We start from the raw sequence: 22,837 nt of genomic DNA on the forward strand, positions 1-22,837 counted from the left end.
CGCGCCTCATACACTCGTGCTCGGCCCGAACCGACCCCGTGGCCCGCTCCCCGTATGCAGATGCTCCGCACCACGCTCGCCGCAGCCGCGTCGACCCTCGTCGCGCTCGGCCTGGTCGTCGCGCCCGTCGCCACCGATCACGCCTCGGCCGCCACGGTGTCCGCAGCCAAGAGCCACGTCGCCGATCCGGCCGCCGCAGACGCGGGCAAGGCGACCATCTCGATCGCCCCCGCGAACCGTGGCGTCGTCCAGCGCGACCAGGACCTCACCCTGTCGGTCACCGTCACGAACGACACCGACGCGGCGCTGCCGGCCGGCACCGCGGAGTTCGACATCTTCCGCTCGGTGAGCACGCGCGACGTCCTGGCGAGCTGGCTCAGCGACACCACCACAACCGGTTACCTCGGCGCCCCGATGGACTCCGTGGACATCCCGGCGATCCCGGCGCACCGTTCGATCACCATCGACTCGGTCGAGATCGTCTCCGGCAACGTGGCGCTCGGCGGGTACTCCTCGTTCGGCGCCCGCCGCATCGCGGCCGAGTACACGGCGGGCGACGCCTTCGCCGTCGACCGCTCCGCCATCACCTGGTACCCGGACTTCGAACAGGCCCCGGTCAGCGTCTCGGTCGCGATGCCGATCACCGTGCCGAAGTCGACCGACGGCATCCTCACCGCCCCCGTGCTGGCCGCCGCGACCTCGGTCGACGGCACGCTCACGCAGCAGCTCGACGCAGCCGAGGACCACAACGTCGCCGTGGCGGTGGACCCGCGGATCATCGCCTCGATCCGGATCCTCGGCGACAACGCCCCGTCGAGTGCGATCACCTGGCTGCAGCGTCTCGAAGCACTGCGCAACGAGACCTTCGCGCTGCCCTACGCCGACGCCGACGTCACCGGCCTGCGCCAGGCCGGGTCCGACGGCATCCTGGCGCCGATCTCCCTCGACCAGTCCGTCAAGTCCGAGAACTTCCCCGGTGCCGAGACCCCGGCACCGACTCCGACGGCCACACCGGGGCAGACCTCGTCGCCGGCCCCCACCGAGGCCTCGAGCGACGGCACCACGACCGACGACGGTGCCGACCAGGCGCAGGAGACGCTGCCGACCACGGAGTCCCTGCTCGACTTCCCGTACTCGATGGACTCGATCGCCTGGCCGACCGAGGGCACGGTGTCCTCCGCCGACCTGCCCGCCCTCGAGCGTGCTGGCACGAAGACCACCATCGTCTCGAGCGGCAACACCTCGGCCGGCGCGGACACCACCATCACCGCATCCGAGAAGATCGGCGACGACCATGTACTCGTCTCCGACCAGTCGATGTCGTCGATGCTCCGCCGAGCCGCCGCCGCCACCGACCGGCAGACCTGGTCGTCGACGATGTCCGAGCTCACCGCGACGCTGGCCACTTCGGCCCGTGCCGCCACCGCCACGGGGCCGATCCTGCTGACCCTCGGGCGCGAGTGGCCGTCCGACTCCACCCGGCTCAGCCAGGCGCTGGACGCCCTCGAGAGCACCGCCTGGGTCGCCCCGGCCGACCTCTCCACCGCCTCGAAGGCCGTCGCCGGGTCGCTCACGCTCGCCAGCGCGTCCACCGGCGAGGCCCGCATCGACCAGCTGCAGCGACTCGTGCGGGGGGAACAGGGGCTCTCCGCGTTCGCGACGATCCTCGGCGACCCGAACCAGCTGACCGCCCCGGCTCGGCTCCGTCTGCTCGCGCTCGCCTCGAACGCGTGGCGCGACGACGACCAGGGCCTCGCCGCCGCGGTGGAGGCCCGCACGGCCGCCTGGGCGAAGAGCACCACCGAGGTCGGCATCGTCGACTCGAGCAGCCTCACCCTGCTCGGCGACCGGTCGTCCCTGCCGGTGTCGATCCGCAACAGCTCCGCCTACCCGGTCACGGTGCACCTGTCCGTGCAGCCGTCCAACTCGGCGCTGCGGGTCGTCCGCAACGACATCGTCGTCGAGATCCAGCCCGATTCCTCCACCCGTGCGACCGTCCCCGTGCAGTCGGTCGCGAACGGCAAGGTCGAGTTGACGATGTCGCTCTCGAGCCCGACCGGCGTCGCCGTGGCCCAGCCCGCGACCGTCGAGCTGAACGTGCAGGCGCAGTGGGAGACGGTCATCACCGCGGCCGCCGCGATCGCCCTGATCGGCATCTTCGGCTTCGGCATCTTCCGCAGCATCCGCAAGCGCATCCGCCGCCGCAACGGCGAGCTCGACGACGAGGACGACGACGACCCGAACCGCCCCCTGGCGGTCCAGCCGACGGTCGGGGGCGCGCAGGCGTCCACCACCCGGCCTGGAGGCACGGATCACCGCTCCGGAGCGGCCCCCGCCCCCAGCGTGGCCGCGTCCACGGCCGGCACGGCCACCGGAGCGGCGACCGCGGCGGTGGACCAAGGCCCCCTGCAGGACGCCATCGCGCGCGCCGGAGCCGAGCCGAGCCTCCCGTCCGACGCCGCACGCAACACCGTCGCGGACGACCGCGACCCCGAGGAGCCGACCATCAGCACCAGCCAGCCCCAGCCCGACGTCGACGCCGAGCCGGTCGCCGAGCGCAGCCTCGGCCGGGCGAGCGCGATGCTGGCCGCCGGCACGATGGTGAGCCGCATCCTCGGTTTCGCGAAGACCTTCGTCCTGGCGTACGCGATCGGGCAGAACGCGAGCCCCTCGGCCAACGCCTTCGCCGTTGCGAACCAGCTGCCGAACAACATCTACGCGCTGATCGCGGGCGGCCTGTTGTCCGCCGTGCTCATCCCGCAGATCGTCCGGGCGATGAAGACCGGTACGGACGGCGGGCAGGCGTACGTCAACAAGATCGTGACGCTCGGTGGCTCCGTCTTCATCGTCATCGCGATCGTGGCGACGGTGTTCGCACCGCTGCTGGTCCGGTTCTACACGAGCTCATCGGTCGGCTCCGGGCCCGAGGCGACCGACCTCGCCGTCGCCTTCGCGTTCTGGTGCCTGCCGCAGATCCTCTTCTACGCGATGTACTCGCTGCTCGGCGAGGTCCTCAACGCGAAGCAGGTCTTCGGGCCGTTCACGTGGGCGCCGCTGCTCAACAACGTCATCGCCATTGGTGGCCTCGTCGTGTTCATCGCCCTGTACGGCACCAGCGGCAGCCAGCTCGACCAGTGGACGCCGGCGAAGATCGCACTCCTGGCCGGCAGCGCATCGCTCGGCGTCTTCGCCCAGGCTGCGTTCCTCCCGTTCTTCTGGAAGCGCGCCGGCCTGTCGTTCCGCCCCGACTTCCGGTGGCGCGGCGTCGGCCTCAAGTCCACCGGCACCGCCGCCGGCTGGCTCTTCGCGATGATCCTCGTCACCCAGATCGCCGGCATCGTGCAGTCACAGGTCGCATGGCTCGGCCGGGACGACGGTCCGGGCAACGCCGTGCTCGGCAACGCGTGGCTGATCTTCATGCTCCCGCACTCGATCATCACGGTGTCCATCGCGACGGCGTACTTCACCCGCATGAGCCACGACGCCGAACGCGGCGACCTCGACGCGGTCCGCCGCAACCTGTCGCTGTCACTGCGCATCGTCGGGCTCTTCACTGTCTTCGCCTCGGTCGCGCTGATCGTCGTCGCCGTCCCGTTCGGCCGCCTGTACGAGGGCACGTTCGAGAGCGCCCTGCAGGTCGGTGCCGTGCTCGTCGCCTACATGCCTGGTCTCGTCCTGTTCAGCATGCTGTTCGTCATCCAGCGCGTCTTCTGGGCGATGCACGACCACCGCACCCCGTTCCTCATGCAGTGCATCCAGTCGGTGCTCTTCGTCATCGGGGCCCTGGCGGTCTCGACGTTCCCCACCTCGGTCATCGGCATCGGGGTCGCCGCCTGCACCACCATCGCGGGGTCGGCGCAGACGATCGTCGCACTCGTGCTCGTCCGCAAGCGGCTCGGGAGCATCGAGGGTCCGGTCATCACCCGGTCGCACGTCCAGTTCGTGATCGCCGCGCTGATCTCCGGCGTCGTCGGGCTCCTCGTCGTGAACTTCTTCGGCGCGTTCTCGGAGGCCGGGTTCGCGATGTCCGACCGCACCGGTGCCCTCATCACGATCATCCTCACCGGCGCCGCGATGGTCGCCGTGTACTTCGGAGCCCTCGTCGTCGCGAAGAACGGCGAGATCGGCAACGCCGTCCGGATGCTCCGCAGCAAGCTCGGCCGCTGATCCCTGCCAGGCACCGCACGCTCACGGGGCGTGTGGAATGCCTCGCCGGTACGATGGGTTGACCCGGTCAGACGCAACGGAAGGGCAATCAGGCATGCGCCAGCTCATCATCATCGGTTCCGGCCCGGCCGGGTTCACCGCCGGCATCTACGCAGCGCGCGCAGAGCTCAAGCCGCTCATCGTCGCCTCCAGTGTCGAGACGGGCGGTGAACTCACCAAGACGACCGAGGTCGAGAACTTCCCGGGCTTCCCCGAAGGGATCCAGGGCCCCGACCTCATGATCAAGATGCAGGAACAGGCCGAGAAGTTCGGTGCCGAGGTCCTGTACGACGACGCCGTCTCCGTCGACCTCACCGGCAAGGTCAAGAAGGTCACCGTCGGCTCCGGCGAGACGTACGAGGCCCTCGCGGTCATCTACGCCACCGGCTCGGCCTACCGTCACCTCGGGCTCCCCGACGAAGAGCGCCTGTCCGGCCACGGTGTCTCGTGGTGCGCGACCTGCGACGGCTTCTTCTTCCGACAGAAGAACATCGCCGTCGTCGGTGGTGGCGACTCCGCGATGGAAGAGGCAACGTTCCTCACCCGCTTCGCCGACAAGGTCACGGTCATCCACCGCAAGGACTCCCTGCGTGCGTCGAAGATCATGCAGGACCGCGCGATGAACGACCCGAAGATCGAGTTCGCCTGGAACAAGGAGGTCACCGGCATCACGGGTGACTCCGCGGTCGAGGGCGTCACGCTCAAGGACACCGTGACGGGCGAGGAGTCCGAGCTCGCGCTGGACGGCCTGTTCATCGCGATCGGCAACGACCCGCGCACGCACCTGATCCACGGCCAGATCGACATCGCGCCCGAGGGCACGATCGCCGTCCAGGGCCGTTCGTCGAAGACCAACCTGCCGGGTGTCTTCGCCGCCGGTGACGTCATCGACCCGTCCTACCGTCAGGCCATCACGGCGGCTGGTTCGGGCACGGTCGCCGCGCTCGACGCCGAGAAGTACCTCGCCGAGCTCGACGACGCACTGACGGACGAGGCCGAGGGCGTCGCCCCGACCGAGCCCGCCATGGTCGACGTCATCGCCGCACGGGCCTGACCCGCCTCGGAATACCACGACGGCATCGCCGTTGTACCCCCTGAACGACTTCTCGAAGGAGCACACATGTCCAACGCCAAGGCTGTCACCGACGCCACCTTCTCGGACGAGGTCCTCAAGTCCGACAAGACGATCCTCGTCGACTTCTGGGCCGAGTGGTGTGGCCCGTGTCGCGCGGTCTCGCCGATCCTCGACCAGATCGCCGAAGAGCACGCCGGCAAGATCGAGATCGTGAAGCTCAACGTGGACGACAACCCCCAGTCGGCCATGAACTACCAGATCACGTCGATCCCGGCGATGAAGGTCTTCAAGGGCGGCGAGGTCGTCAAGACCGTCATCGGTGCCAAGCCGAAGCCCGCGCTCGAGGCCGACCTCGCCGAGTTCCTCGCGTAGGTCGCACCAGCACCACCGAACGCCCCGCCCTCCGTTGCATCGGAGGGCGGGGCGTTTTCTTCGTCCAAGCGTGTTCGGCCGTCGAAGCGGGCTGGTGGTTTCTTACCTACCCGTCAGCAGGACACCCAACCGAAGCCGTAACTTGTCGTTGCATTTCGCATACTGGTCTTCGCGCCCGGATTCAAGGTCACACAACTCCCGTTCTGATCCCAACCGATCAGACCAACGACGTTGTGAATCCTCATCGCGACACGCTTCTTGGAGGAGAAGCAGTTTTGGATGGTCGATGTGCCCCCGTTGATCCCACTATTGGAGAACTTGATGGCTTGAGGCGAGTTACAAGGACCGAGCGCAGCTCGCGGGTCGCCGGGGGAGGCTTGGGCCGCTGTAGCTCCGAAGAAGAAGGTACTGACCAAGGCCGTTGTTACCAAGATCAAGGATGACTTTTTGAACCTCATTGTCTGTCTGCCTTCCGATACACCTGGGCTGGATCGCGCCAGCCCCCGCTGAGACCATTTGGCCTCGAATTGACGGTAACGGTCATATACGAGGTTTCACACGCAATGTTATAGTCCTGTTACGTGCGGGTGAGTGGCGCGTCGCCAATCTCTCTGGGCGAGGCCTTCGCAGGGCACCGGATCACGATCGGCCCCGTCGTGGAACCCTGGTTCCCCGGGCCGATGTCGTAGTGTGGCGGGAATGTCCCACTGAACGGAGCACTCGATGACGAACGGCAACAGCCTCGACCCCTGGTACGACTCCTACGCCCAGCGCACCGCCGGGCTGAGCGCCTCCGAGGTTCGAGCCCTGTTCGCCGTCGCCTCGCGCCCCGAAGTGGTCTCGTTGGCTGGCGGCATGCCGTTCGTCTCCGCGCTGCCCAGAGAGCTCGTCACGGGCTCCCTGGACCGTGTCATGAACGAGCACTCTGCCATGGCGCTCCAGTACGGCGGCGGACAGGGCCTGCGATCCCTCCGTGAGCACATCGTGGACGTCATGAGCCTCGAGGGCATCCGTGCCAGCGCCGAGGACGTCGTGGTCACCACGGGCTCGCAGCACGCCCTCGACCTCGTCACACGACTGTTCATCGACCCGGGTGACGTCGTGCTCGCCGAGTCACCGTCGTACGTCGGCGCGATCGGGGTCTTCCGGTCGTACCAGGCCGAGACGGTGCACGTCACGACGGACGAACTCGGTCTCGTCCCCGAGGCGCTGCGCGAGGCGATCGCGAACCTCCGCACCCAGGGCAAGCGGATCAAGTTCCTCTACACGATCCCGAACTTCCACAACCCCGCCGGCGTCACCATGAGCCGCGAGCGCCGCATCGAGGTGCTCGACATCTGCCGGTCGAACAACATCCTCGTGCTCGAGGACAACCCGTACGGGCTCCTCTGGTTCGACGAGCCCGCGCCGCAGGCGATCCGATCGATCGACGAAGAGGGCGTGGTGTACCTCGGCTCCTTCTCGAAGACCCTCGCACCGGGCTTCCGCGTCGGCTGGGCACTCGCACCGCACGCCATCCGCGAGAAGCTCGTGCTCGCCAACGAATCAGCTGTCCTCGCGCCGAACTCCTTCGGCCAGTACGTCGTGAACGCGTACCTCGACGCCGCGGACTGGAAGGGTCAGGTCGACACCTTCCGGGGCATCTACGCCGAGCGTCGTGACGCCATGCTGTCCGCACTGGGGGAGTTCCTGCCCGACCTGTCCTGGACGAAGCCGAACGGCGGCTTCTTCGTGTGGCTGACCCTGCCCGAGTCACTCGACTCCAAGGGCATGCTGCCGCGCGCGGTCAAGGAGCTCGTGGCCTACACGCCCGGCACGGCCTTCTACGCCGACGGACGCGGAGGCGGCCACATCCGTCTGTCGTTCTGCTACCCGACCCCGGAGCAGATCCGGGTGGGCGTCAAGCGACTCGCCAACGTCGTCAACGACGAACTCGAACTCATCGAGACGTTCGGCCCGACCACCCGCCCGAACACGGTGGTCCGCGAGACGTCGTCCGTCAGTGCACCGCCCCCGAACATCTCCTGATCAGCGCTTTTCCTCGGTACTGATCGCACAGCACCGCAGTTCCACACCGGAGGACCCCGCATGGCCGAGCTCACCCGTCGTCACGTCGTCGTCGTCGCCGGAGGCATCTCGCACGAACGCGATGTCTCCCTCCGCTCCGGTCGTCGGGTCGCCGACTCACTGACCGGCTACGGCTGGCAGGTCGACCTGCGCGACGCCGACGCGATGCTCCTGCCGGCTCTCACCGAATCACGCCCGGACGTCGTGTGGCCGGCCCTGCACGGCGCCTCCGGTGAGGACGGTGCCCTGCGGGGCATCCTGGAGGCCGTGGACATCCCGTTCGTCGGCTCACGTTCGACGTCGGCCCGGTTGGCATGGGACAAGCCCACGGCGTCAGCACTGGTCGCCCGCGCCGGCGTCCGTACCCCTCGTTCGGTGACGCTCTCCCACGACGTGTTCCGCGAGCTCGGCGCTGTCGGTGTCCTCGAGGCCATCGCGACCGAGCACCCGGTACCGCTCGCCGTGAAGCCGGCGCGCGGCGGAAGTGCGCAGGGCGTGACCCTCGTCGATGACGTCAAGGACCTGCCCCGGGCCATGGTGACGGCGTACACGTACTGCGACGACGTCGTGGTCGAGCAGCTCATCCGTGGCACCGAGGTCGCCGTGGGGATCATCGACACCGGCGACGGCCCCGTGGCGCTCTCCGCCGTGGAGATCGTGCCGCGCAACGGTATCTACGGCTTCGAAGCGCGCTACAACGCGGGGGAGACGACCTTCTACACCCCCGCACGACTGTCCGATGAGTTCGCCGGAGCAGCCGCGGAGGCTGCGGTGGCCGCGCACGTAGCTCTGGGACTCCGGCATCTGTCCCGCGTCGACCTGATCATCGACGGGGCCGGCACACCCTGGTTCCTTGAGGCGAACGTGCTCCCCGGGCTCACCGAGACGTCACTGCTGCCGCAGGCGCTGTCCGCGTCCGGTTTCGACCTCGGCTGGACCTACGCCGAGCTCGCAGAGCAGGCCATCCGGGACCACCGCGCCTGACCCTGCAGCCGATGTTCCACGTGGAACACCGGCACATCGTGTCCCGCTGCTCTGCGGCCGAGCCTCGATGTTCCACGTGGAACGTCGCTTCACTGGCCGAAGCAGAGTGTATCGAGCAGACGGACGCTCGGCGCTTCCGCCATGTTCCACCGGAACAGCACCAGGTGCCAGTGGCCCGGGCTCTTTCGCAATAGCGCGATCAAACTGTTCGCACCGACGTCTATGAGGCGGTCACGCACCATCCAGGACCGCGGTGCCCCCCAGCCTCGGCGATGGCCTGACGGCGATGCCGGACGCCTCGACGTCGACCGCGACGATGTCCAGCGAATCAGGCCGGGCTTCATTGTGGGCGATCATCGCGGCACGCACCCCGTCAACTGAAGAGCTGAGGTACAGCGTTGTCTCGTCCGCTCTGGAGTAGCGGCCGGCGGAACGCGATCCCGCGAGAGCGAACTCACGAAACCTCGGGTCGACCGCGCGGAGGAACCTCCCTCGAACCGCCGGCATGAAGGGCGAGCCGATGGTGGTCACGTCACCACCATCTCACCTGAGGCCCACCACCCTCACTGCTGGAGCAGCCGCTCGGCACGCTGCGTTGCCACCAGGGCTGCCGAAATGAGCCGCAGGTGCGCCAACCCCAGCCCGGGCGCCCCAGGGCGTCACAGCGCCGCACAGAGCTGCGCGAAGCTGGTTCAGCCCTCGAGGTCCTCTACCCCGAGCTCACCGAGGATCCGGTTCAGGTCGTCGCCGTTTGCGAAGTCGATCGTGACGGAACTCTTGCGAGCACCGACTGCGATCTTCACCCGCGTGTTCAAGCGGTCGCCGAGCCGCTCAGCGAGGTCGTTGAAGTGCGCCTGACGCTTCGACGGTTCGGTCTTCGGCTTCGCCGGCGGCGTCTTCGCGGAGAGCTGCTGCGCGATCGCCTCAGCAGCACGGACGGACAGGTCCTCGTTGACGATCTTCTCGGCCAGGTACTCCATCGCCTCGGCGTCCGGAGCGGCGAGGATGGCACGAGCATGTCCGGCAGAGAGCACGCCTGCGGCCACTCGCCGCTGCACGGGGGAGGGGAGCCGCAGGAGTCGGATCGTGTTCGTGATCTGCGGGCGCGATCGACCGATCCGCTGCCCGAGCTGCTCCTGGGTGATCCCGAAGTCTGCGAGGAGCTGCTGGTACGCCGATGCCTCTTCCAAGGGGTTGAGCTGCGCCCGGTGGAGGTTCTCCAGCAGCGCGTCCCGCAGCATTGCGTCATCGGGGGTGTCCTTCACGATCGCCGGGATCGTGCTCAGGCCGAGTTCCTTCGTGGCCCGCAGACGGCGCTCACCCATGATGAGCTCGTACTGGGGCTCGGTGCCCGTCGCGCCGGGGATCGGCCGGACGACGATGGGCTGCAGAACACCGATCTCGCGGATCGAGTGCACGAGCTCCTGGAGCTCCTCCTCGCGGAACTCCTTCCGCGGCTGTTGCGCGTTCGGGATCACGTCCAGCGGATTGACGTTCGCGAGTCGGGCTCCCGGCACGGCCACCAGCTCGTCTGCCGTCGGAGCGGATGCCGGCGAGCCCCCGGTCGGGAAGAACACGTCGACGGGACGGTCCTGCTGATCGGTCGCCGTTGGGATCAGGGCGCCGATGCCTCGGCCGAGTCCGGTTCGCTTCGGTGCCATCAGTGCTTCGCTCCTCGTGCTGCGATCTCGGCGGCCGCTTCCAGGTAGGACAGCGACCCGGTGGAGTTCACGTCGTACGCGACGACGCTCTGGCCGTAGCTCGGTGCTTCGCTCACGCGGACGGAGCGGGGGATCATCGCCTTGAGGACCTGGTCACCGAAGTGCTCCCGGACGTCGTTCGCCACCTGGTTCGCCAGGTTCGTGCGGCCGTCGTACATGGTCAGCAGGATCGTGGAGACCCGGAGGTTCGGGTTCAAGTGTCGCTCGATCAACTCGATGTTCCGCAGCAGCTGGCTCAGTCCTTCGAGCGCGTAGTACTCGCACTGGATCGGGATCAGTACCTCTTGCGCGGCAACGAAGGCGTTGATCGTCAACAGGCCCAGCGACGGCGGGCAGTCGATGAAGACGTAGTGGTACGGCTCGTCCAGCGACTGCAGGTACATGTCGAGCGCGGTCCGGAGACGCTGCTCACGTGCCACCAGTGACACGAGCTCGATCTCGGCGCCGGCGAGGTGAATGGTGGCCGGCACACACCAGAGGGTGTCCGACTCAGGGGAGGCCTGCACAGTGTCGGCCATCGGTGCCTCGTCGACGATCACGTCGTAGATGCTCGCGACCTCCGCCTGGTGATCGACGCCAAGCGCGGTTGATGCGTTGCCCTGCGGATCCAGGTCGATGACCAGGACACGAGCGCCGCCATGGGCGAGGCCCGCTGCCAGGTTGACGGTCGTCGTCGTCTTGCCGACGCCACCCTTCTGGTTCGAGACGGTGATGATCCGTGTCTCAGAAGGGAGCGGGAACTGCTGCGTGGCGATCGCGCGGCGGCGACGGTTCAAGTCGGCGATCTCGCGAGCGAGCGGTGTCGACGCGTCGTAGTCGGTCGATGAACTCAACGAGTGCCTCTTCCCCGGTTCGATGTTTCACGTGGAACGCGGAGCCACTGGCGGCCGGATGACCCGGCCCGAGCCGCAGCGTCAGTCAACTGTAGCCCGGAAGACGCGGGTGGTCTCGTCGACCACACCTTCTCCGAGCTCGAGCACCTCGACATCCGAGAGGCGCTTCCGAAGGATGACCTTCCGGGCCTTCTCGATCTCTTCGTCGACCCGCGCACCCTTCATCAGGATGAGCTGGCCGCCGGAGCGGACCAGCGGCACCGTGAGGGGGATGAGCTTCGACAGGGCGCTGACGGCGCGTGCGGTGACCTGGTCGACCACGACGTCGTCCGCTACGTCCTCAGCACGGCCGCGGAGCACCGTGACGTTCTGCAAGCCGAGCCGATCAGACTCACTGCGAAGCCAATCCGTCCGGCGCTCCATCGGCTCGATGAGGACGAACTCGACGTCCGGACGGGCGATCGCGAGCACGAGACCCGGCAATCCTGCTCCTGAACCGACGTCGGCAACGCGACCCCGGGCCTCCAGGAGGGGTGCGAGCAACGCGGAATTGAGGATATGTCGCGTCCAGAGGCGGGGCAATTCGAGCGGGCCGATCAGGCCCAGCTCCTCACCCCGCCGCGCGAGCTCGTTGGTGAACGAGCGCGCAACCTCGATTTGGTCACCGAAGAGTGCTGCAGCCGCCGCGGGCTCAGCCTCGAGCACCGGTGCTGCCTCGGTCGGGACGGGTGCGTCCGTCATCGGGTGACGACCGTGTGGCGGTCCCGACCCTCACCCTCGGACTCCGAGTGGAAGCCCTTCTCAGCGACCAGGTCGTGGACGAGCTTGCGCTCGTACGACGACATCGGGGGGAGCGCAGCCGACGACGACCCGGCTTCGATGCGCTCGACAGCGGTGTCCACGAGCCGCTGCAGCTCGTCAGCACGGGCATCCCGCGAGCCACCGACGTCGAGGATGAGCCGGCTGAACTCGCCGGTCTCGGCCTGCACGGCGATCCGGGTGAGCTCCTGCAGCGCCGTCACGGTGTCGGGCTTCGACAGCACGCGGAGTGCCTCGCCGTCATCGGTGACGGACAGGTACACCCGACCGGCGCGTTCCTCGATCTCGATGTCGCCGTCGAGGTCGCAGATGTCGAGGAGTTCCTCGATGTAGTCCGCTGCGATGTCCGCTTCGTCGCGGACGTCCTCGGTCTCGGTCTCCGTCGTCTCGACGGCGCCTGCGGTGTCCTGCTCGGTCACTTACTTCTTCCCGTTCTTCTTCTGGCGCTGCTTGCCGACCGGCTGCTGACGCTGGGTGGTGACGCGCACGGGCTCGATCTCCGTCGCACCGGCGCCGGCACCAGCCTCGGCGAGGACCGGGGTGGCCGTTCCGCGACGCTGTGCCTTCTTGGCCAGGCGGGCCTCACGAGCCAGAGCGGCTTCGGAGCCGGGAGTCGGCATGCTGCGGATGACGAAGTACTGCTGCGCCATCGTCCAGAGGTTCGAGGCGAGCCAGTAGAACATGACACCGAGGGGGAAGCTCAGACCCGAGATCACGAAGACCAGCGGGAGGATGTACAGCATCATCTTCTGCTGGCGGTACATCGGAGACTCCTTGGTCTCCGGCGACATGTTCTTGGCGACGAGCTGCAGCTGCGTGATGAACTGCGACGCCGTCATCACGACGATCATGAAGCCCGCGATCGCACGGACCTCCCACCCGGAGGCGTTCGTGAACGTCTCGTGCAGGGGAGCACCGAACAGGGCCGCGTTGCCGAACGACGCCGCGAGGTCGTTCGTCAGCAGGCCGATGCCCGTCTTGTTGATCTGGGCCTCGTGCAGCACCGAGTACAGCGAGAAGAAGATCGGCATCTGCAGCAGCAGCGGCAGGCAGGAGCTGAGCGGGTTGGTCCCGGTCTCCTTGTAGAGCGCCATCGTCTCGCGGCTCATGGCCTCACGCGAGAACTGGTCCTTCTTGCCCTTGTACTTGTCCTGGATCTTCTTCAGCTGCGGCGCGACCTCGAGCATGCGGCGCTGCGACTTGATCTGCCGGACGAAGATCGGGATCAACGCTGCGCGGACGACGAACGTCAGGAAGATGATCGAGAGCACCCACGTGATGCCCTCGTTCGGGTCCATGCCGATGTTCTCGAAGATCCAGTGGAACCCGACGAGGATGGCCGAGACCACCCATTTGAGCGGCCAGAGGATCGTTCCGATGATGTCCATGGGGACGGCTACGCCTTTCGAGTGCGCTGGGGGAGCAGGACCGGCCGAACCGTTCCGACCGCGGGGTGCGGCTGCTGCGGGATCGGCGCGAGGACGAACCCGAACCGGTTGACGACGAACGGGTGACGACGTTCCTTGACGTCGTCGATGCCACCAGCAGCCCAGGGGTTGCAACGGGCGATGCGCCAGGCGCCCATGGCGGATCCGCGCACGACGCCGTACTGCTGAATCGCGTCGAGGGCGTACCGGGAGCACGACGGGTGGTAGCGGCAGACGTTGCCGTACAGCGGGGAGATCACCGCACGGTAGGCCCGGAGCACGACGACGCACGCGTTGCGTGGGAGCAACGCGATGACCCAGGCAAGCCGGGTCCACAGAGTGCGGTTCATGCTGCCTTCTCCACCCCGCGCGCGAAGGAGCGCGTGACGTCTTCGAGCAGGGTAGGCCATCCGGCCTGCGATGCGGCTGGCAGTACACGGACCACCACGTCGAAGCCCTGTGGGGTCTCGGCGAGCAGGTCGTGCGCGATCGCCTTGAGCCGCCGCCTGATCAGGTTCCGGGTCACGGCGTTCCCCACCGTCTTCGCGACGATGAAGCCGAACCGCGTCGGTCCGTTGCGATCGACCGGCTGACGGACCACGGACACGACGACGTGCGCCGTGGCGCTCTTGCGACCACGACGCACGACGTTCCGGTAGTCATCCCCGCGCACGATGCGGTTGGCGCTGGCCAACACTGCGACGCCGGGGTCAGACCGAGGACCGGATCAGGCGGTGAGCCTGATCAGGCCGAGAGCTCGGTACGGCCCTTGGCGCGGCGCGCCGACAGGATGGCGCGGCCGGCACGCGTCCGCATGCGGAGGCGGAAGCCGTGCTTCTTGGCGCGGCGGCGGTTGTTCGGCTGGAAGGTGCGCTTGCTCATGATGTTCTCCACACGGCTGCTCGCGGCGAGCCGTCACGTATGTGTAGCCGTCCGGGTGTCGAACGACGCAGATGGGCGCGACCAAAGGGCCGCAGTCAACTGGTTAACGGTACGTGACAGCGGCGAGCAGGTCAAACCCCGCCCGGACCGGTTGCGTCGGCGCCGTCGGGTCTGCCGTCGCTCGAGCCCATTCTCCACATTGGGGACAACTTCCGTTCGGTGGGACTCGGTCCGGTCCTTTACAGTGGTGTGATCGATCGCCCCGATGGCCGGTACGACAGGGAAGTACTCCTGTCGGACGGCTCGAGGTGGTCGTGGACAACACTGTGGACAACCCTGTGGGAACCTCCGCGGCAACGAGGCGTCGACGAAGCCCCCGGAGCCACCGACGATCCGCCGGCGACGACCTGGTCCCGAGTGCGGTCGCCGAGGACGCCACGGCATGTCCGACCCCGCAGGACGCACCCTCGTCCGGCAGCGAACGCACGACACGACCCCTGGAGACGAGCGCGACATGACGATGCCGGCCGACCCCGTCGAGGACCTCTGGTCATCCGTACTCGGACTCCTCGCCGAGGACCCCCGCATCACGCCGCAGCTCCACGGGTTCCTGAACCTGGTCGAGCCGAAGGGCGTGCTCGCCGGCACCCTGTACCTCGAGGTCCCGAACGACCTGACCCGGGGCATGCTCGAACAGCGCATCAGGATCCCGATCACCGAGGCGGTCGGTCGCATCGGTGACGACTCGGTCGCGAACTTCGCCATCACCGTCAACCCGGACATGGCGTCGGAGCCGCGGGTGGACCCGAACGTCCCCGAGTACGCCGAGCCCGTGCAGGAAGCCGTCGAGCAGAGTGCCGCTCCGCGCCAGTACATCGAGGCGCCGTTCGTCCCGAGCCAGATCGACTCTCCCGGCACCAGCGGTCGGCCCGAGTCGCGACTCAACCCGAAGTACAACTTCGACAACTTCGTCATCGGGTCGTCGAACCGGTTCGCCCACGCCGCAGCGGTCGCAGTGGCCGAGGCACCGGCCAAGGCGTACAACCCGCTCTTCATCTACGGGGACTCCGGACTGGGCAAGACCCACCTGCTCCACGCCATCGGGCACTACGCCGAGAGCCTCTACCCGGGGATCCGCGTCCGGTACGTGTCGAGCGAGGAGTTCACCAACGACTTCATCAACTCGATCGCGAACAACCGCTCGAACCAGTTCCAGCAGCGGTACCGCGACATCGACATCCTGCTGATCGACGACATCCAGTTCCTGCAGGGGAAGGACTCCACGCAGGAGGCCTTCTTCCACACGTTCAACACGCTGCACGACCACAACAAGCAGGTCGTCATCACGTCCGACGTCGCGCCGAAGCACCTGACCGGGTTCGAGGACCGGATGCGATCGCGCTTCGAGTGGGGCCTGATCACCGACGTGCAGGCACCCGAGCTCGAGACGCGCATCGCGATCCTCCGCAAGAAGGCACAGTCCGACCACCTGCAGGTGCCCGACGACATCCTCGAGTTCATGGCGTCGAAGGTGTCGAGCAACATCCGCGAGCTCGAGGGCACCCTGATCCGGGTCACCGCGTTCGCGAGCCTGAACCGGACGGCCGTGGACATGGCCCTGGTGCAGACGGTCCTCAAGGACCTGATCACCCTCGACGAGGACAACGTCGTCGCGCCGACGGACATCATCAACCACACCGCGGAGTACTTCAAGCTCTCCGTCGACGACCTGTACGGGTCGTCCCGCTCCCAGGCGATCGCCACGGCACGACAGATCGCGATGTACCTGTGCCGCGAGCTGACGAGCCTGTCCCTGCCCAAGATCGGGCAGCTGTTCGGCAACCGCGACCACACCACGGTGATGTACGCGAACAAGAAGATCACCGAGCTAATGAAGGAGCGTCGGTCGATCTACAACCAGGTCACGGAGCTCACCAGCCGCATCAAGCAGGACCGCCGTTACCGCTGAGATCGGCCCGTTCCCGGCCCCATCCACCATCTGAGACGGTTCCATGGGCCGGACTTCTCACAGTGTGGATAGCCTGTGGATAACTGTGGAGGACACGCCGCCCGGTTGTACACAGGTGGGGGGTCACCTGTGGAGACTGGGGATGGAAGTGGATAGATGAGATTCATTCATCCCGTTAACGCTCACACACCGCTCACAAGTCACAACCGTGTAGTTCCCTACTGCGGAGCGGGATGCACAGGGTTATCCACAGTGTGCACAGGCGTTAACACCATTACTCCTGGTTAACGATCAATCTCTGCGGGACAACCTTGTGGACGGCGGGATGACAAGAAATCCGGCCCCCGTCCGCCTGTGCCAGAATGGGGCGGCCGGACAGTCCAAGCCGATCGACAGGGGTTCCAGCTGTGAAGTTCGAGGTCAACCGGGACGTCTTCTCCGAAGCCGTCTCCTTCGCAGTGAAGCTCCTCCCGCAGCGCACGACCCTCCCGATCCTGTCGGGCGTCCTGATCCACGCCGACGGAGATCGTCTGACGCTCTCGTCGTTCGACTACGAGGTGTCGGCGCAGACGTCCATCTCGGCCCAGATCGACGAGCCGGGCACGGTCCTGGTCTCCGGTCGACTCCTGAACGACATCGCGAGCCGGCTGCCGAACGCCCCCGTGTCGTTCACCACCGAGGACGCCAAGATCTCCGTCTCCTGCGGATCGGCGCACTTCACGCTGCTGTCCATGCCCGTCGAGGAGTACCCGACGCTGCCGGAGATCGGCCCGCAGACCGGTGTGATCCCCGGCGACGCGTTCTCCGAAGCGGTGTCCCAGGTCGCCGTCGCCGCCAGCCGCGACGACGTCACCCCCGTCATCACGGGTGTGCAGCTCGAGGTCGGCGACAACGACCTCTCCCTCATCGCGACGGACCGCTACCGCGTCGCCGTCCGCACCATCGCGTGGGACTCCGGCCGAGTCGGCTCGGACCCCCTGCACGCACTGGTCCCGGCCCGCACCCTGCAGGAGGTCGGCCGCACGTTCGGTTCGGCGTCCACGGTGTCGGTCTCGATCAGCGGCAACTCCGACCGCGAGCTCATCGCGTTCCACGCCGACGACAAGACCGTGACGTCGTTGCTCATCAAGGGCAACTACCCGCCGGTCCGCCGGCTCTTCCCCGAGACCGTCAACGACCACGCGGTGATCAACACCGCGGAGCTCGTCGAAGCGGTCCGACGGGTCTCCCTCGTCCTGGAGCGCGAAGCGGCGCTCCGGTTCTCCTTCACGGTCGACGGGCTCACGCTCGAGGCGATCGGATCCGAACAAGCGCAGGCGTCAGAGTCGATCAGTGCGTTGTTGACCGGCGAGGAAACGGTGGTCTCGTTGAAGCCCGCCTTCCTCCTGGACGGACTGAACGCGGTGCACTCCGAGTTCGTCCGCATCTCCTTCACCAAGACGGAGAACCCCAACAAGCCGGGCCCGGTGCTGATCACCGGCCAGACTTCGCAAGAGGCCGCAGCGACCGATGGATACCGGTACCTGCTGCAGCCGAACCTGCTGCTGCGATAGGCGCAACAGGCAACCTGCGCTGGCGCACACCACCGGCAGCATCAGCGCGACGACGAACAGAAGAGGAAATCATGCACATCGGTCTTGTCGGCCTTGGTCGCATGGGCAACAACATGCGTGCCCGTCTCCGCAACGCAGGGATCGAGGTCACCGGGTACGACGCCAACCCCGCCGTCTCGGACGTCGCCGACCTCGGCGCCCTCGCCGCTGCCCTCCCGGAGGGCAAGCGTCTCGTGTGGGTCATGGTCCCGCACGGCAAGATCACCGACGACGTGATCACCGACCTGGCCGGCGTCCTCGGCGAGGGCGACCTGGTCATCGACGGTGGCAACTCGAAGTGGCTGGACGACACCACGCACGCCGAGCAGCTCGCTGCGCGCGGCATCCGCTACATGGACGTCGGCGTCTCCGGTGGCGTCTGGGGCAAGGACAACGGCTACGGCCTCATGGTCGGCGGTGACGCCGCGGACGTCGAGTTCGCGATGCCCGTGTTCGACGCGCTGCGCCCTGAGGGTCCCCGTGAAGAGGGCTTCTCGCACGCCGGCCCGATCGGCGCCGGCCACTACGCGAAGATGGTCCACAACGGCATCGAGTACGCGATCATGCAGGCGTACGGCGAGGGCTACGAGCTCCTCGAGGCCAAGGACCTGATCACCGACGTCCCCGCCGTGTTCGCCGGCTGGCAGCGCGGAACGGTCGTCCGTTCCTGGCTGCTCGACCTGATGGTGCTCGCGCTGAACGAGGACCCGAAGCTCGACGAGCTCGAGGGCTACGTCGAGGACTCGGGTGAGGGCCGCTGGACGCTCGAAGAGGGCATCGAGCTCGCCGTGCCGATGCCGGCGCTCTCGGCGTCGATCTTCGCGCGCTTCGTCTCGCGTCAGGGCAGCGCCTCGCCGACGATGAAGGCCGTCGCGGCGCTCCGCAACCAGTTCGGCGGTCACGCCGTCAAGAAGTCCTAGGACTTCCCGGGGGAACCCGGACTCGGCCCGCGTGCACGTCGACCATCTCCAACTGACCGACTTCCGGAACTACCGGGAGGCGGACGTCGACCTCGCACGCGGGCCGAACCTGTTCGTCGGGCGCAACGGACAGGGCAAGACCAACCTGGTCGAGGCGATCGGGTACCTCTCCACCCTCGGCTCGCACCGCGTTCCCACCGACGCAGCGCTCGTCCGTCAAGGATGCGACGCCGCGATCGTCCGGGCTCGTCTCGCGCACGAGGACCGCAGCATCCTCGCCGAGGTGCAGATCAACCGCACCGGTGCCAACCGTGCGCAGGTGAACCGGTCGGCGATCAAGCCGCGGGAGCTTCCGCGCTACTGCACGAGTGTGCTCTTCGCCCCGGAGGACCTCGCCCTCGTGCGGGGCGAGCCGGCCGGGCGACGCCGGATGCTCGACGAGCTGCTCGGCCAGATCGCACCGCGGATGCAGGGGGTGCTCGCCGACTACGACCGCACGCTCCGGCAACGGAACACCCTGCTCAAGTCGGCCCGTGCCACCGGCGCGAAGGCGAACGCCCTGTCGACGCTCGACGTCTGGGACGACCGGCTCGTCGGACTCGGCGCCGAGATCGTCGCGGCCCGTGACCACCTGACCCGGCGGCTCGCACCCTTCGTGGCCGAGGCCTACGCGACCGTCGCCGGCGAACACCACGACGCCTCGATCACCGGCGTCCTGTCCATCCGCGGTGGCGACCCCGAGTCCGCGGCGGCGACCGACCCCGTGCTCGGGACCCCCGACGAGCCCGTCACGGTCGCGTCGGCTGCCGAAGCGTTCGCGGCCGCCCTCGAGCGCCGTCGCCGGGACGAACTCGACCGCGGGCTCACCCTCGTCGGACCGCACCGGGACGACGTTCTGTTCCAACTCAACGGGTTACCGGCCCGCGGGTACGCGAGTCACGGCGAATCCTGGTCCTTCGCGCTGGCCATCCAGCTCGCGAGCGCCTCGATCCTGCGCGCCGAGTCGAACCTGGGCGACCCGATCATCATCCTCGACGACGTCTTCGCCGAACTCGACGAATCGCGGCGGGAACGGCTGGCGAACGCCGTCGCCGACTACGAGCAGGTGCTCATCACGGCCGCGGTGTTCAACGACGTGCCCCCGAAGCTGGCGGCGCAAACCGTGCGGATCGAGGCGGGCACGATCGTGACCGACGAGGCGGACGCGACCCGGGCCTCCAGTCCGGCGACGGACGCGACGGACGCGACCGACGTGACCGTCCCGACGGACCCGACCGACGCGGACAGCAAGACGGACCCGACCGACGCCCCCGCCGAAGCCGACGCCTGATGCCGAAGCCCCGCAAGCCCACCGAACCCTCGCAGGTGTACCGCCACCTGCGCGCGGTGTTCGGCGACCCGTCCAAGCGCGGCACCGATGCCCGCCGCCGCCGTGCCCGCGAGTTCGACGCCGACACCGTGCCGTACGGGCGCGGCCGCGAGCCGAAGGGCCTCGCGGACATCGTCGGTTCGCTCGCCCAGGAACTCGGTTGGACCGAACCCCTCGCCCGCTCCGAGCTCTTCGTGGACTGGCCGAGCGTCGTCGGCGAGGAGCTGGCGAAGCACTCCCGACCGGTCACCATCGAGGACGGCGCACTCGTCATCCGGTGCGACTCGACGGCCTGGGCGACCCAGCTCCGACTGATGCGTGCGACGGTCACGACGACCATCGCGGAACGGCACCCCGAAGCCGGGGTCGAGTCGATCAGGGTTTCCGGCCCGGACGCCCCCACGTGGAAACGCGGCCCCAGGACGGTCCAGGGGCGCGGTCCTCGCGACACCTACGGTTGAGGCGACGAAATCATCCTGGAGTGCCAGAAAAGCCCGTCTGCGGGGCAGATGAGCCCTCGAAAGAGGGGGCTCTGCGGTAGACTGGGAGGTGCAGTGCGCGGGCGTTCCGCGCGCAGGCAGGAGCACGCTCGACATGGCAGCAGAATCTGAAGACGACCGGCAGAACCCGCTCGGCGCGGAGACCCCGCAGAGCGAACCGTCCTACGGCGCAGACCAGATTCAGGTGCTCGAGGGGCTCGAGGCCGTCCGCAAGCGCCCGGGTATGTACATCGGTTCGACCGGCCCTCGCGGCCTGCACCACCTGGTCCAGGAGATCGTCGACAACTCCGTCGACGAAGCCCTCGCCGGGTACTGCGACACCATCGACGTGAGCATCCGTGAAGACGGTGGCGTCCGCGTCGTCGACAACGGCCGTGGCATCCCGGTCGACGTCCACGCGGCCGAGGGGGTCTCGACCCTGCAGGTCGTCCTCACCGTCCTGCACGCCGGCGGCAAGTTCGGCGGTGGCGGGTACGCCGTCTCCGGCGGTCTGCACGGCGTCGGTTCGTCCGTCGTGAACGCGCTGAGCTCCGAGCTCGACGTCGAGGTCCGTCGCCAGGGCCACGTCTGGCGCCAGAGCTACACCGACGGTGTCCCCGTCGCGCCCGTCTCCAAGGACGAAGAGACCGACGAGACCGGCACGACGATCACGTTCTGGCCGAACGCCGAGATCTTCGAGTCCGTCGTCTTCGACTACGAGACCCTGCGCACGCGGTTCCAGCAGATGGCCTTCCTGAACAAGGGCCTGCGGATCAACCTCCGCGACGAGCGCGCCCCGGAAGAAGGGGAAGAGGCCCGCAACGACACCTTCATGTACGAGCGTGGTCTCGCCGACTACGTCGAGTACATCAACGCGCAGAAGAAGGCCGACCTCGTCCACCCGGACGTCATCGGCTTCGAGTCCGAGGACCCGGAGCGCAAGATCGCGCTCGAGGTCGCGATGCAGTGGAACACCTCGTACCAGGAGAGCGTCCACACCTTCGCGAACACGATCAACACGCACGAGGGCGGCACCCACGAAGAGGGCTTCCGTGCCGCACTGACGACCCTCGTCAACCGCTACGCGCGCGAGACGAAGATCATCAAGGAGAAGGACGACAACCTCACGGGTGACGACATCCGCGAAGGGCTGACGGCCGTCATCTCCGTGAAGCTCGGCGAGCCGCAGTTCGAGGGGCAGACGAAGACCAAGCTCGGCAACACCGAGGCGAAGTCGTTCGTGCAGCGCGTCGTCGGCACCGAGCTGACCCACTGGTTCGAGAGCAACCCGACGCAGGCACGCGACGTCGTCCGCAAGGCGATCCAGGCGTCGCAGGCGCGGCTCGCTGCCCGCAAGGCGCGCGAGACCACCCGCCGCAAGGGGCTGCTCGAGTCGGGTGGCATGCCCGGCAAGCTCAAGGACTGCCAGTCGAAGGACCCGACCGTGTCGGAGATCTTCATGGTCGAGGGTGACTCCGCCGGCGGTTCCGCCGTGCAGGGCCGCAACCCGATGACCCAGGCGATCCTGCCCCTGCGCGGCAAGATCCTGAACGTCGAGAAGGCCCGGCTCGACCGCGCCCTCGCCAACCAGGAGATCCAGTCGATGATCACGGCCTTCGGTGCCGGCATCGGTGAGGACTTCGACCCGGACAAGGCCCGGTACCACAAGATCGTGCTGATGGCCGATGCCGACGTCGACGGCCAGCACATCACCACGCTGCTGCTCACGCTGCTGTTCCGCTACATGCGTCCGCTCATCGAGCACGGCTACGTGTACCTCGCGCAGCCGCCGCTCTACCGCCTGAAGTGGTCGAACTCGGCACACGAGTACGTCTTCAGCGACCGGGAGCGCGACGCCCTGATGCAGGCCGGCCTCGCAGCCGGCAAGCGGATCCCGAAGGACAACGGGATCCAGCGCTACAAGGGCCTCGGCGAGATGGACTACAAGGAGCTCTGGGACACCACGATGAACCCGGACACCCGCACGCTCCTGCAGGTCACGCTCGAGGACGCGGCTGCGGTCGACAGCACCTTCTCGACGCTGATGGGTGAGGACGTCGACGCACGTCGCCAGTTCATCCAGCAGAACGCCAAGGACGTCCGCTTCCTCGACATCTAACGG

The 22,837-nt window shown here is 67.6% G+C and carries 20 protein-coding genes; 11 read left to right on the plus strand and 9 right to left on the minus strand.

The genetic code is table 11. From position 1 onward, the window contains the following. Window positions 1–54 precede the first annotated feature (54 nt). The 5 genes from BIU91_RS19290 to BIU91_RS02770 all read left to right on the plus strand — a co-directional run bounded on the left by BIU91_RS19290 (window position 55) and on the right by BIU91_RS02770 (window position 8,704). A complete protein-coding gene (locus BIU91_RS19290; protein ID WP_253183669.1) occupies window positions 55–4,167 on the plus strand; it encodes a DUF6049 family protein in 4,113 nt (1,370 codons plus the stop codon). 94 nt (window positions 4,168–4,261) lie between these two features. Continuing rightward, entirely contained in the window at window positions 4,262–5,260 is a 999-nt protein-coding gene (gene trxB, locus BIU91_RS02755; RefSeq protein ID WP_071404123.1) for a thioredoxin-disulfide reductase, read from the plus strand. Window positions 5,261–5,326: 66 nt separating this feature from the next. Further along, a complete protein-coding gene (trxA, locus tag BIU91_RS02760; protein ID WP_017887828.1) occupies window positions 5,327–5,653 on the plus strand; it encodes a thioredoxin in 327 nt (108 codons plus the stop codon). Between the two features lie 723 nt (window positions 5,654–6,376). Beyond that, window positions 6,377–7,681, plus strand: a complete 1,305-nt coding sequence (locus tag BIU91_RS02765) for a PLP-dependent aminotransferase family protein (protein ID WP_071404124.1) — start codon at window positions 6,377–6,379, stop codon at window positions 7,679–7,681. 60 nt (window positions 7,682–7,741) lie between these two features. Then, entirely contained in the window at window positions 7,742–8,704 is a 963-nt protein-coding gene (locus BIU91_RS02770) for a D-alanine--D-alanine ligase (RefSeq protein WP_071404125.1), read from the plus strand. Window positions 8,705–8,935: 231 nt separating this feature from the next. Here the strand turns inward: BIU91_RS02770 and BIU91_RS19295 are convergent, their stop codons facing one another. The 9 genes from BIU91_RS19295 to rpmH all read right to left on the minus strand — a co-directional run bounded on the left by BIU91_RS19295 (window position 8,936) and on the right by rpmH (window position 14,386). Next, window positions 8,936–9,235 carry a hypothetical protein gene (locus BIU91_RS19295; RefSeq protein ID WP_253183670.1) on the minus strand — a complete coding sequence of 100 codons (300 nt, stop codon included), beginning with the start codon at window positions 9,233–9,235 and terminating at the stop codon, window positions 8,936–8,938. A 161-nt stretch (window positions 9,236–9,396) separates the two neighbouring features. Continuing rightward, complete coding sequence (locus BIU91_RS02780; protein ID WP_071404126.1) at window positions 9,397–10,365, minus strand: ParB/RepB/Spo0J family partition protein; 969 nt, start codon at window positions 10,363–10,365, stop codon at window positions 9,397–9,399. Continuing rightward, window positions 10,365–11,258 (minus strand): ParA family protein, encoded by an 894-nt coding sequence (locus BIU91_RS02785; protein ID WP_269149421.1) that lies wholly within the window; start codon window positions 11,256–11,258, stop codon window positions 10,365–10,367. Before BIU91_RS02785 ends, BIU91_RS02780 begins: the two co-directional genes overlap by 1 nt. Window positions 11,259–11,339: 81 nt before the next feature. After that, window positions 11,340–11,999: a 16S rRNA (guanine(527)-N(7))-methyltransferase RsmG gene (gene rsmG / locus BIU91_RS02790; protein ID WP_071404128.1), complete on the minus strand. Its 660-nt coding sequence runs from the start codon at window positions 11,997–11,999 to the stop codon at window positions 11,340–11,342. Then, on the minus strand, window positions 11,996–12,496 hold the full coding sequence (locus BIU91_RS02795; protein WP_071404129.1) for a R3H domain-containing nucleic acid-binding protein: 501 nt from the start codon (window positions 12,494–12,496) through the stop codon (window positions 11,996–11,998). The genes rsmG and BIU91_RS02795 overlap by 4 nt, the downstream gene beginning before the upstream one ends. Further along, entirely contained in the window at window positions 12,497–13,465 is a 969-nt protein-coding gene (yidC, locus tag BIU91_RS02800; protein ID WP_027466913.1) for a membrane protein insertase YidC, read from the minus strand. It abuts the gene before it with no gap. An 8-nt stretch (window positions 13,466–13,473) separates the two neighbouring features. Then, the gene (gene yidD, locus BIU91_RS02805; RefSeq protein ID WP_071404130.1) at window positions 13,474–13,854 is read right to left on the minus strand and encodes a membrane protein insertion efficiency factor YidD; all 381 of its coding nucleotides are present in this window, start codon (window positions 13,852–13,854) and stop codon (window positions 13,474–13,476) included. After that, entirely contained in the window at window positions 13,851–14,201 is a 351-nt protein-coding gene (gene rnpA, locus BIU91_RS02810) for a ribonuclease P protein component (RefSeq protein ID WP_071404131.1), read from the minus strand. The genes yidD and rnpA overlap by 4 nt, the downstream gene beginning before the upstream one ends. A 47-nt stretch (window positions 14,202–14,248) precedes the next feature. Further along, window positions 14,249–14,386 carry a 50S ribosomal protein L34 gene (rpmH, locus tag BIU91_RS02815; protein WP_022889115.1) on the minus strand — a complete coding sequence of 46 codons (138 nt, stop codon included), beginning with the start codon at window positions 14,384–14,386 and terminating at the stop codon, window positions 14,249–14,251. A 514-nt stretch (window positions 14,387–14,900) separates the two neighbouring features. On the opposite strand from rpmH, the gene dnaA reads away from it, so the two are divergent. The 6 genes from dnaA to gyrB all read left to right on the plus strand — a co-directional run bounded on the left by dnaA (window position 14,901) and on the right by gyrB (window position 22,834). Further along, window positions 14,901–16,355, plus strand: coding sequence for a chromosomal replication initiator protein DnaA (gene dnaA / locus BIU91_RS02820; protein WP_071404155.1), 1,455 nt, complete (start codon window positions 14,901–14,903; stop codon window positions 16,353–16,355). 407 nt (window positions 16,356–16,762) lie between these two features. After that, on the plus strand, window positions 16,763–17,908 hold the full coding sequence (gene dnaN / locus BIU91_RS02825; protein WP_027466916.1) for a DNA polymerase III subunit beta: 1,146 nt from the start codon (window positions 16,763–16,765) through the stop codon (window positions 17,906–17,908). 71 nt (window positions 17,909–17,979) lie between these two features. Next, entirely contained in the window at window positions 17,980–18,867 is an 888-nt protein-coding gene (gene gnd / locus BIU91_RS02830) for a phosphogluconate dehydrogenase (NAD(+)-dependent, decarboxylating) (protein ID WP_071404132.1), read from the plus strand. 31 nt (window positions 18,868–18,898) lie between these two features. Continuing rightward, complete coding sequence (recF, locus tag BIU91_RS02835) at window positions 18,899–20,197, plus strand: DNA replication/repair protein RecF (protein WP_071404133.1); 1,299 nt, start codon at window positions 18,899–18,901, stop codon at window positions 20,195–20,197. Next, on the plus strand, window positions 20,197–20,697 hold the full coding sequence (locus BIU91_RS02840; RefSeq protein WP_027466919.1) for a DciA family protein: 501 nt from the start codon (window positions 20,197–20,199) through the stop codon (window positions 20,695–20,697). Before recF ends, BIU91_RS02840 begins: the two co-directional genes overlap by 1 nt. A 133-nt stretch (window positions 20,698–20,830) precedes the next feature. Further along, window positions 20,831–22,834 (plus strand): DNA topoisomerase (ATP-hydrolyzing) subunit B, encoded by a 2,004-nt coding sequence (gene gyrB, locus BIU91_RS02845; RefSeq protein WP_071404134.1) that lies wholly within the window; start codon window positions 20,831–20,833, stop codon window positions 22,832–22,834. Window positions 22,835–22,837 lie beyond the last annotated feature (3 nt).

The organism is Curtobacterium sp. MMLR14_002, assembly GCF_001864975.1.
GTDB lineage: Bacteria > Actinomycetota > Actinomycetes > Actinomycetales > Microbacteriaceae > Curtobacterium > Curtobacterium flaccumfaciens.

Coding starts and splice junctions, on each gene's coding strand:
- BIU91_RS19290 (WP_253183669.1), top strand. CDS start 55: ATGCAGATGCTCCGCACCACGCTCGCCGCAGCCGCGTCGACCCTCGTC.
- trxB (WP_071404123.1), top strand. CDS start 4,262: ATGCGCCAGCTCATCATCATCGGTTCCGGCCCGGCCGGGTTCACCGCC.
- trxA (WP_017887828.1), top strand. CDS start 5,327: ATGTCCAACGCCAAGGCTGTCACCGACGCCACCTTCTCGGACGAGGTC.
- BIU91_RS02765 (WP_071404124.1), top strand. CDS start 6,377: ATGACGAACGGCAACAGCCTCGACCCCTGGTACGACTCCTACGCCCAG.
- BIU91_RS02770 (WP_071404125.1), top strand. CDS start 7,742: ATGGCCGAGCTCACCCGTCGTCACGTCGTCGTCGTCGCCGGAGGCATC.
- BIU91_RS02780 (WP_071404126.1), bottom strand. CDS start 10,365: ATGGCACCGAAGCGAACCGGACTCGGCCGAGGCATCGGCGCCCTGATC.
- rsmG (WP_071404128.1), bottom strand. CDS start 11,999: ATGACGGACGCACCCGTCCCGACCGAGGCAGCACCGGTGCTCGAGGCT.
- yidC (WP_027466913.1), bottom strand. CDS start 13,465: ATGGACATCATCGGAACGATCCTCTGGCCGCTCAAATGGGTGGTCTCG.
- yidD (WP_071404130.1), bottom strand. CDS start 13,854: ATGAACCGCACTCTGTGGACCCGGCTTGCCTGGGTCATCGCGTTGCTC.
- rpmH (WP_022889115.1), bottom strand. CDS start 14,386: ATGAGCAAGCGCACCTTCCAGCCGAACAACCGCCGCCGCGCCAAGAAG.
- dnaA (WP_071404155.1), top strand. CDS start 14,901: ATGACGATGCCGGCCGACCCCGTCGAGGACCTCTGGTCATCCGTACTC.
- gnd (WP_071404132.1), top strand. CDS start 17,980: ATGCACATCGGTCTTGTCGGCCTTGGTCGCATGGGCAACAACATGCGT.
- BIU91_RS02840 (WP_027466919.1), top strand. CDS start 20,197: ATGCCGAAGCCCCGCAAGCCCACCGAACCCTCGCAGGTGTACCGCCAC.
- gyrB (WP_071404134.1), top strand. CDS start 20,831: ATGGCAGCAGAATCTGAAGACGACCGGCAGAACCCGCTCGGCGCGGAG.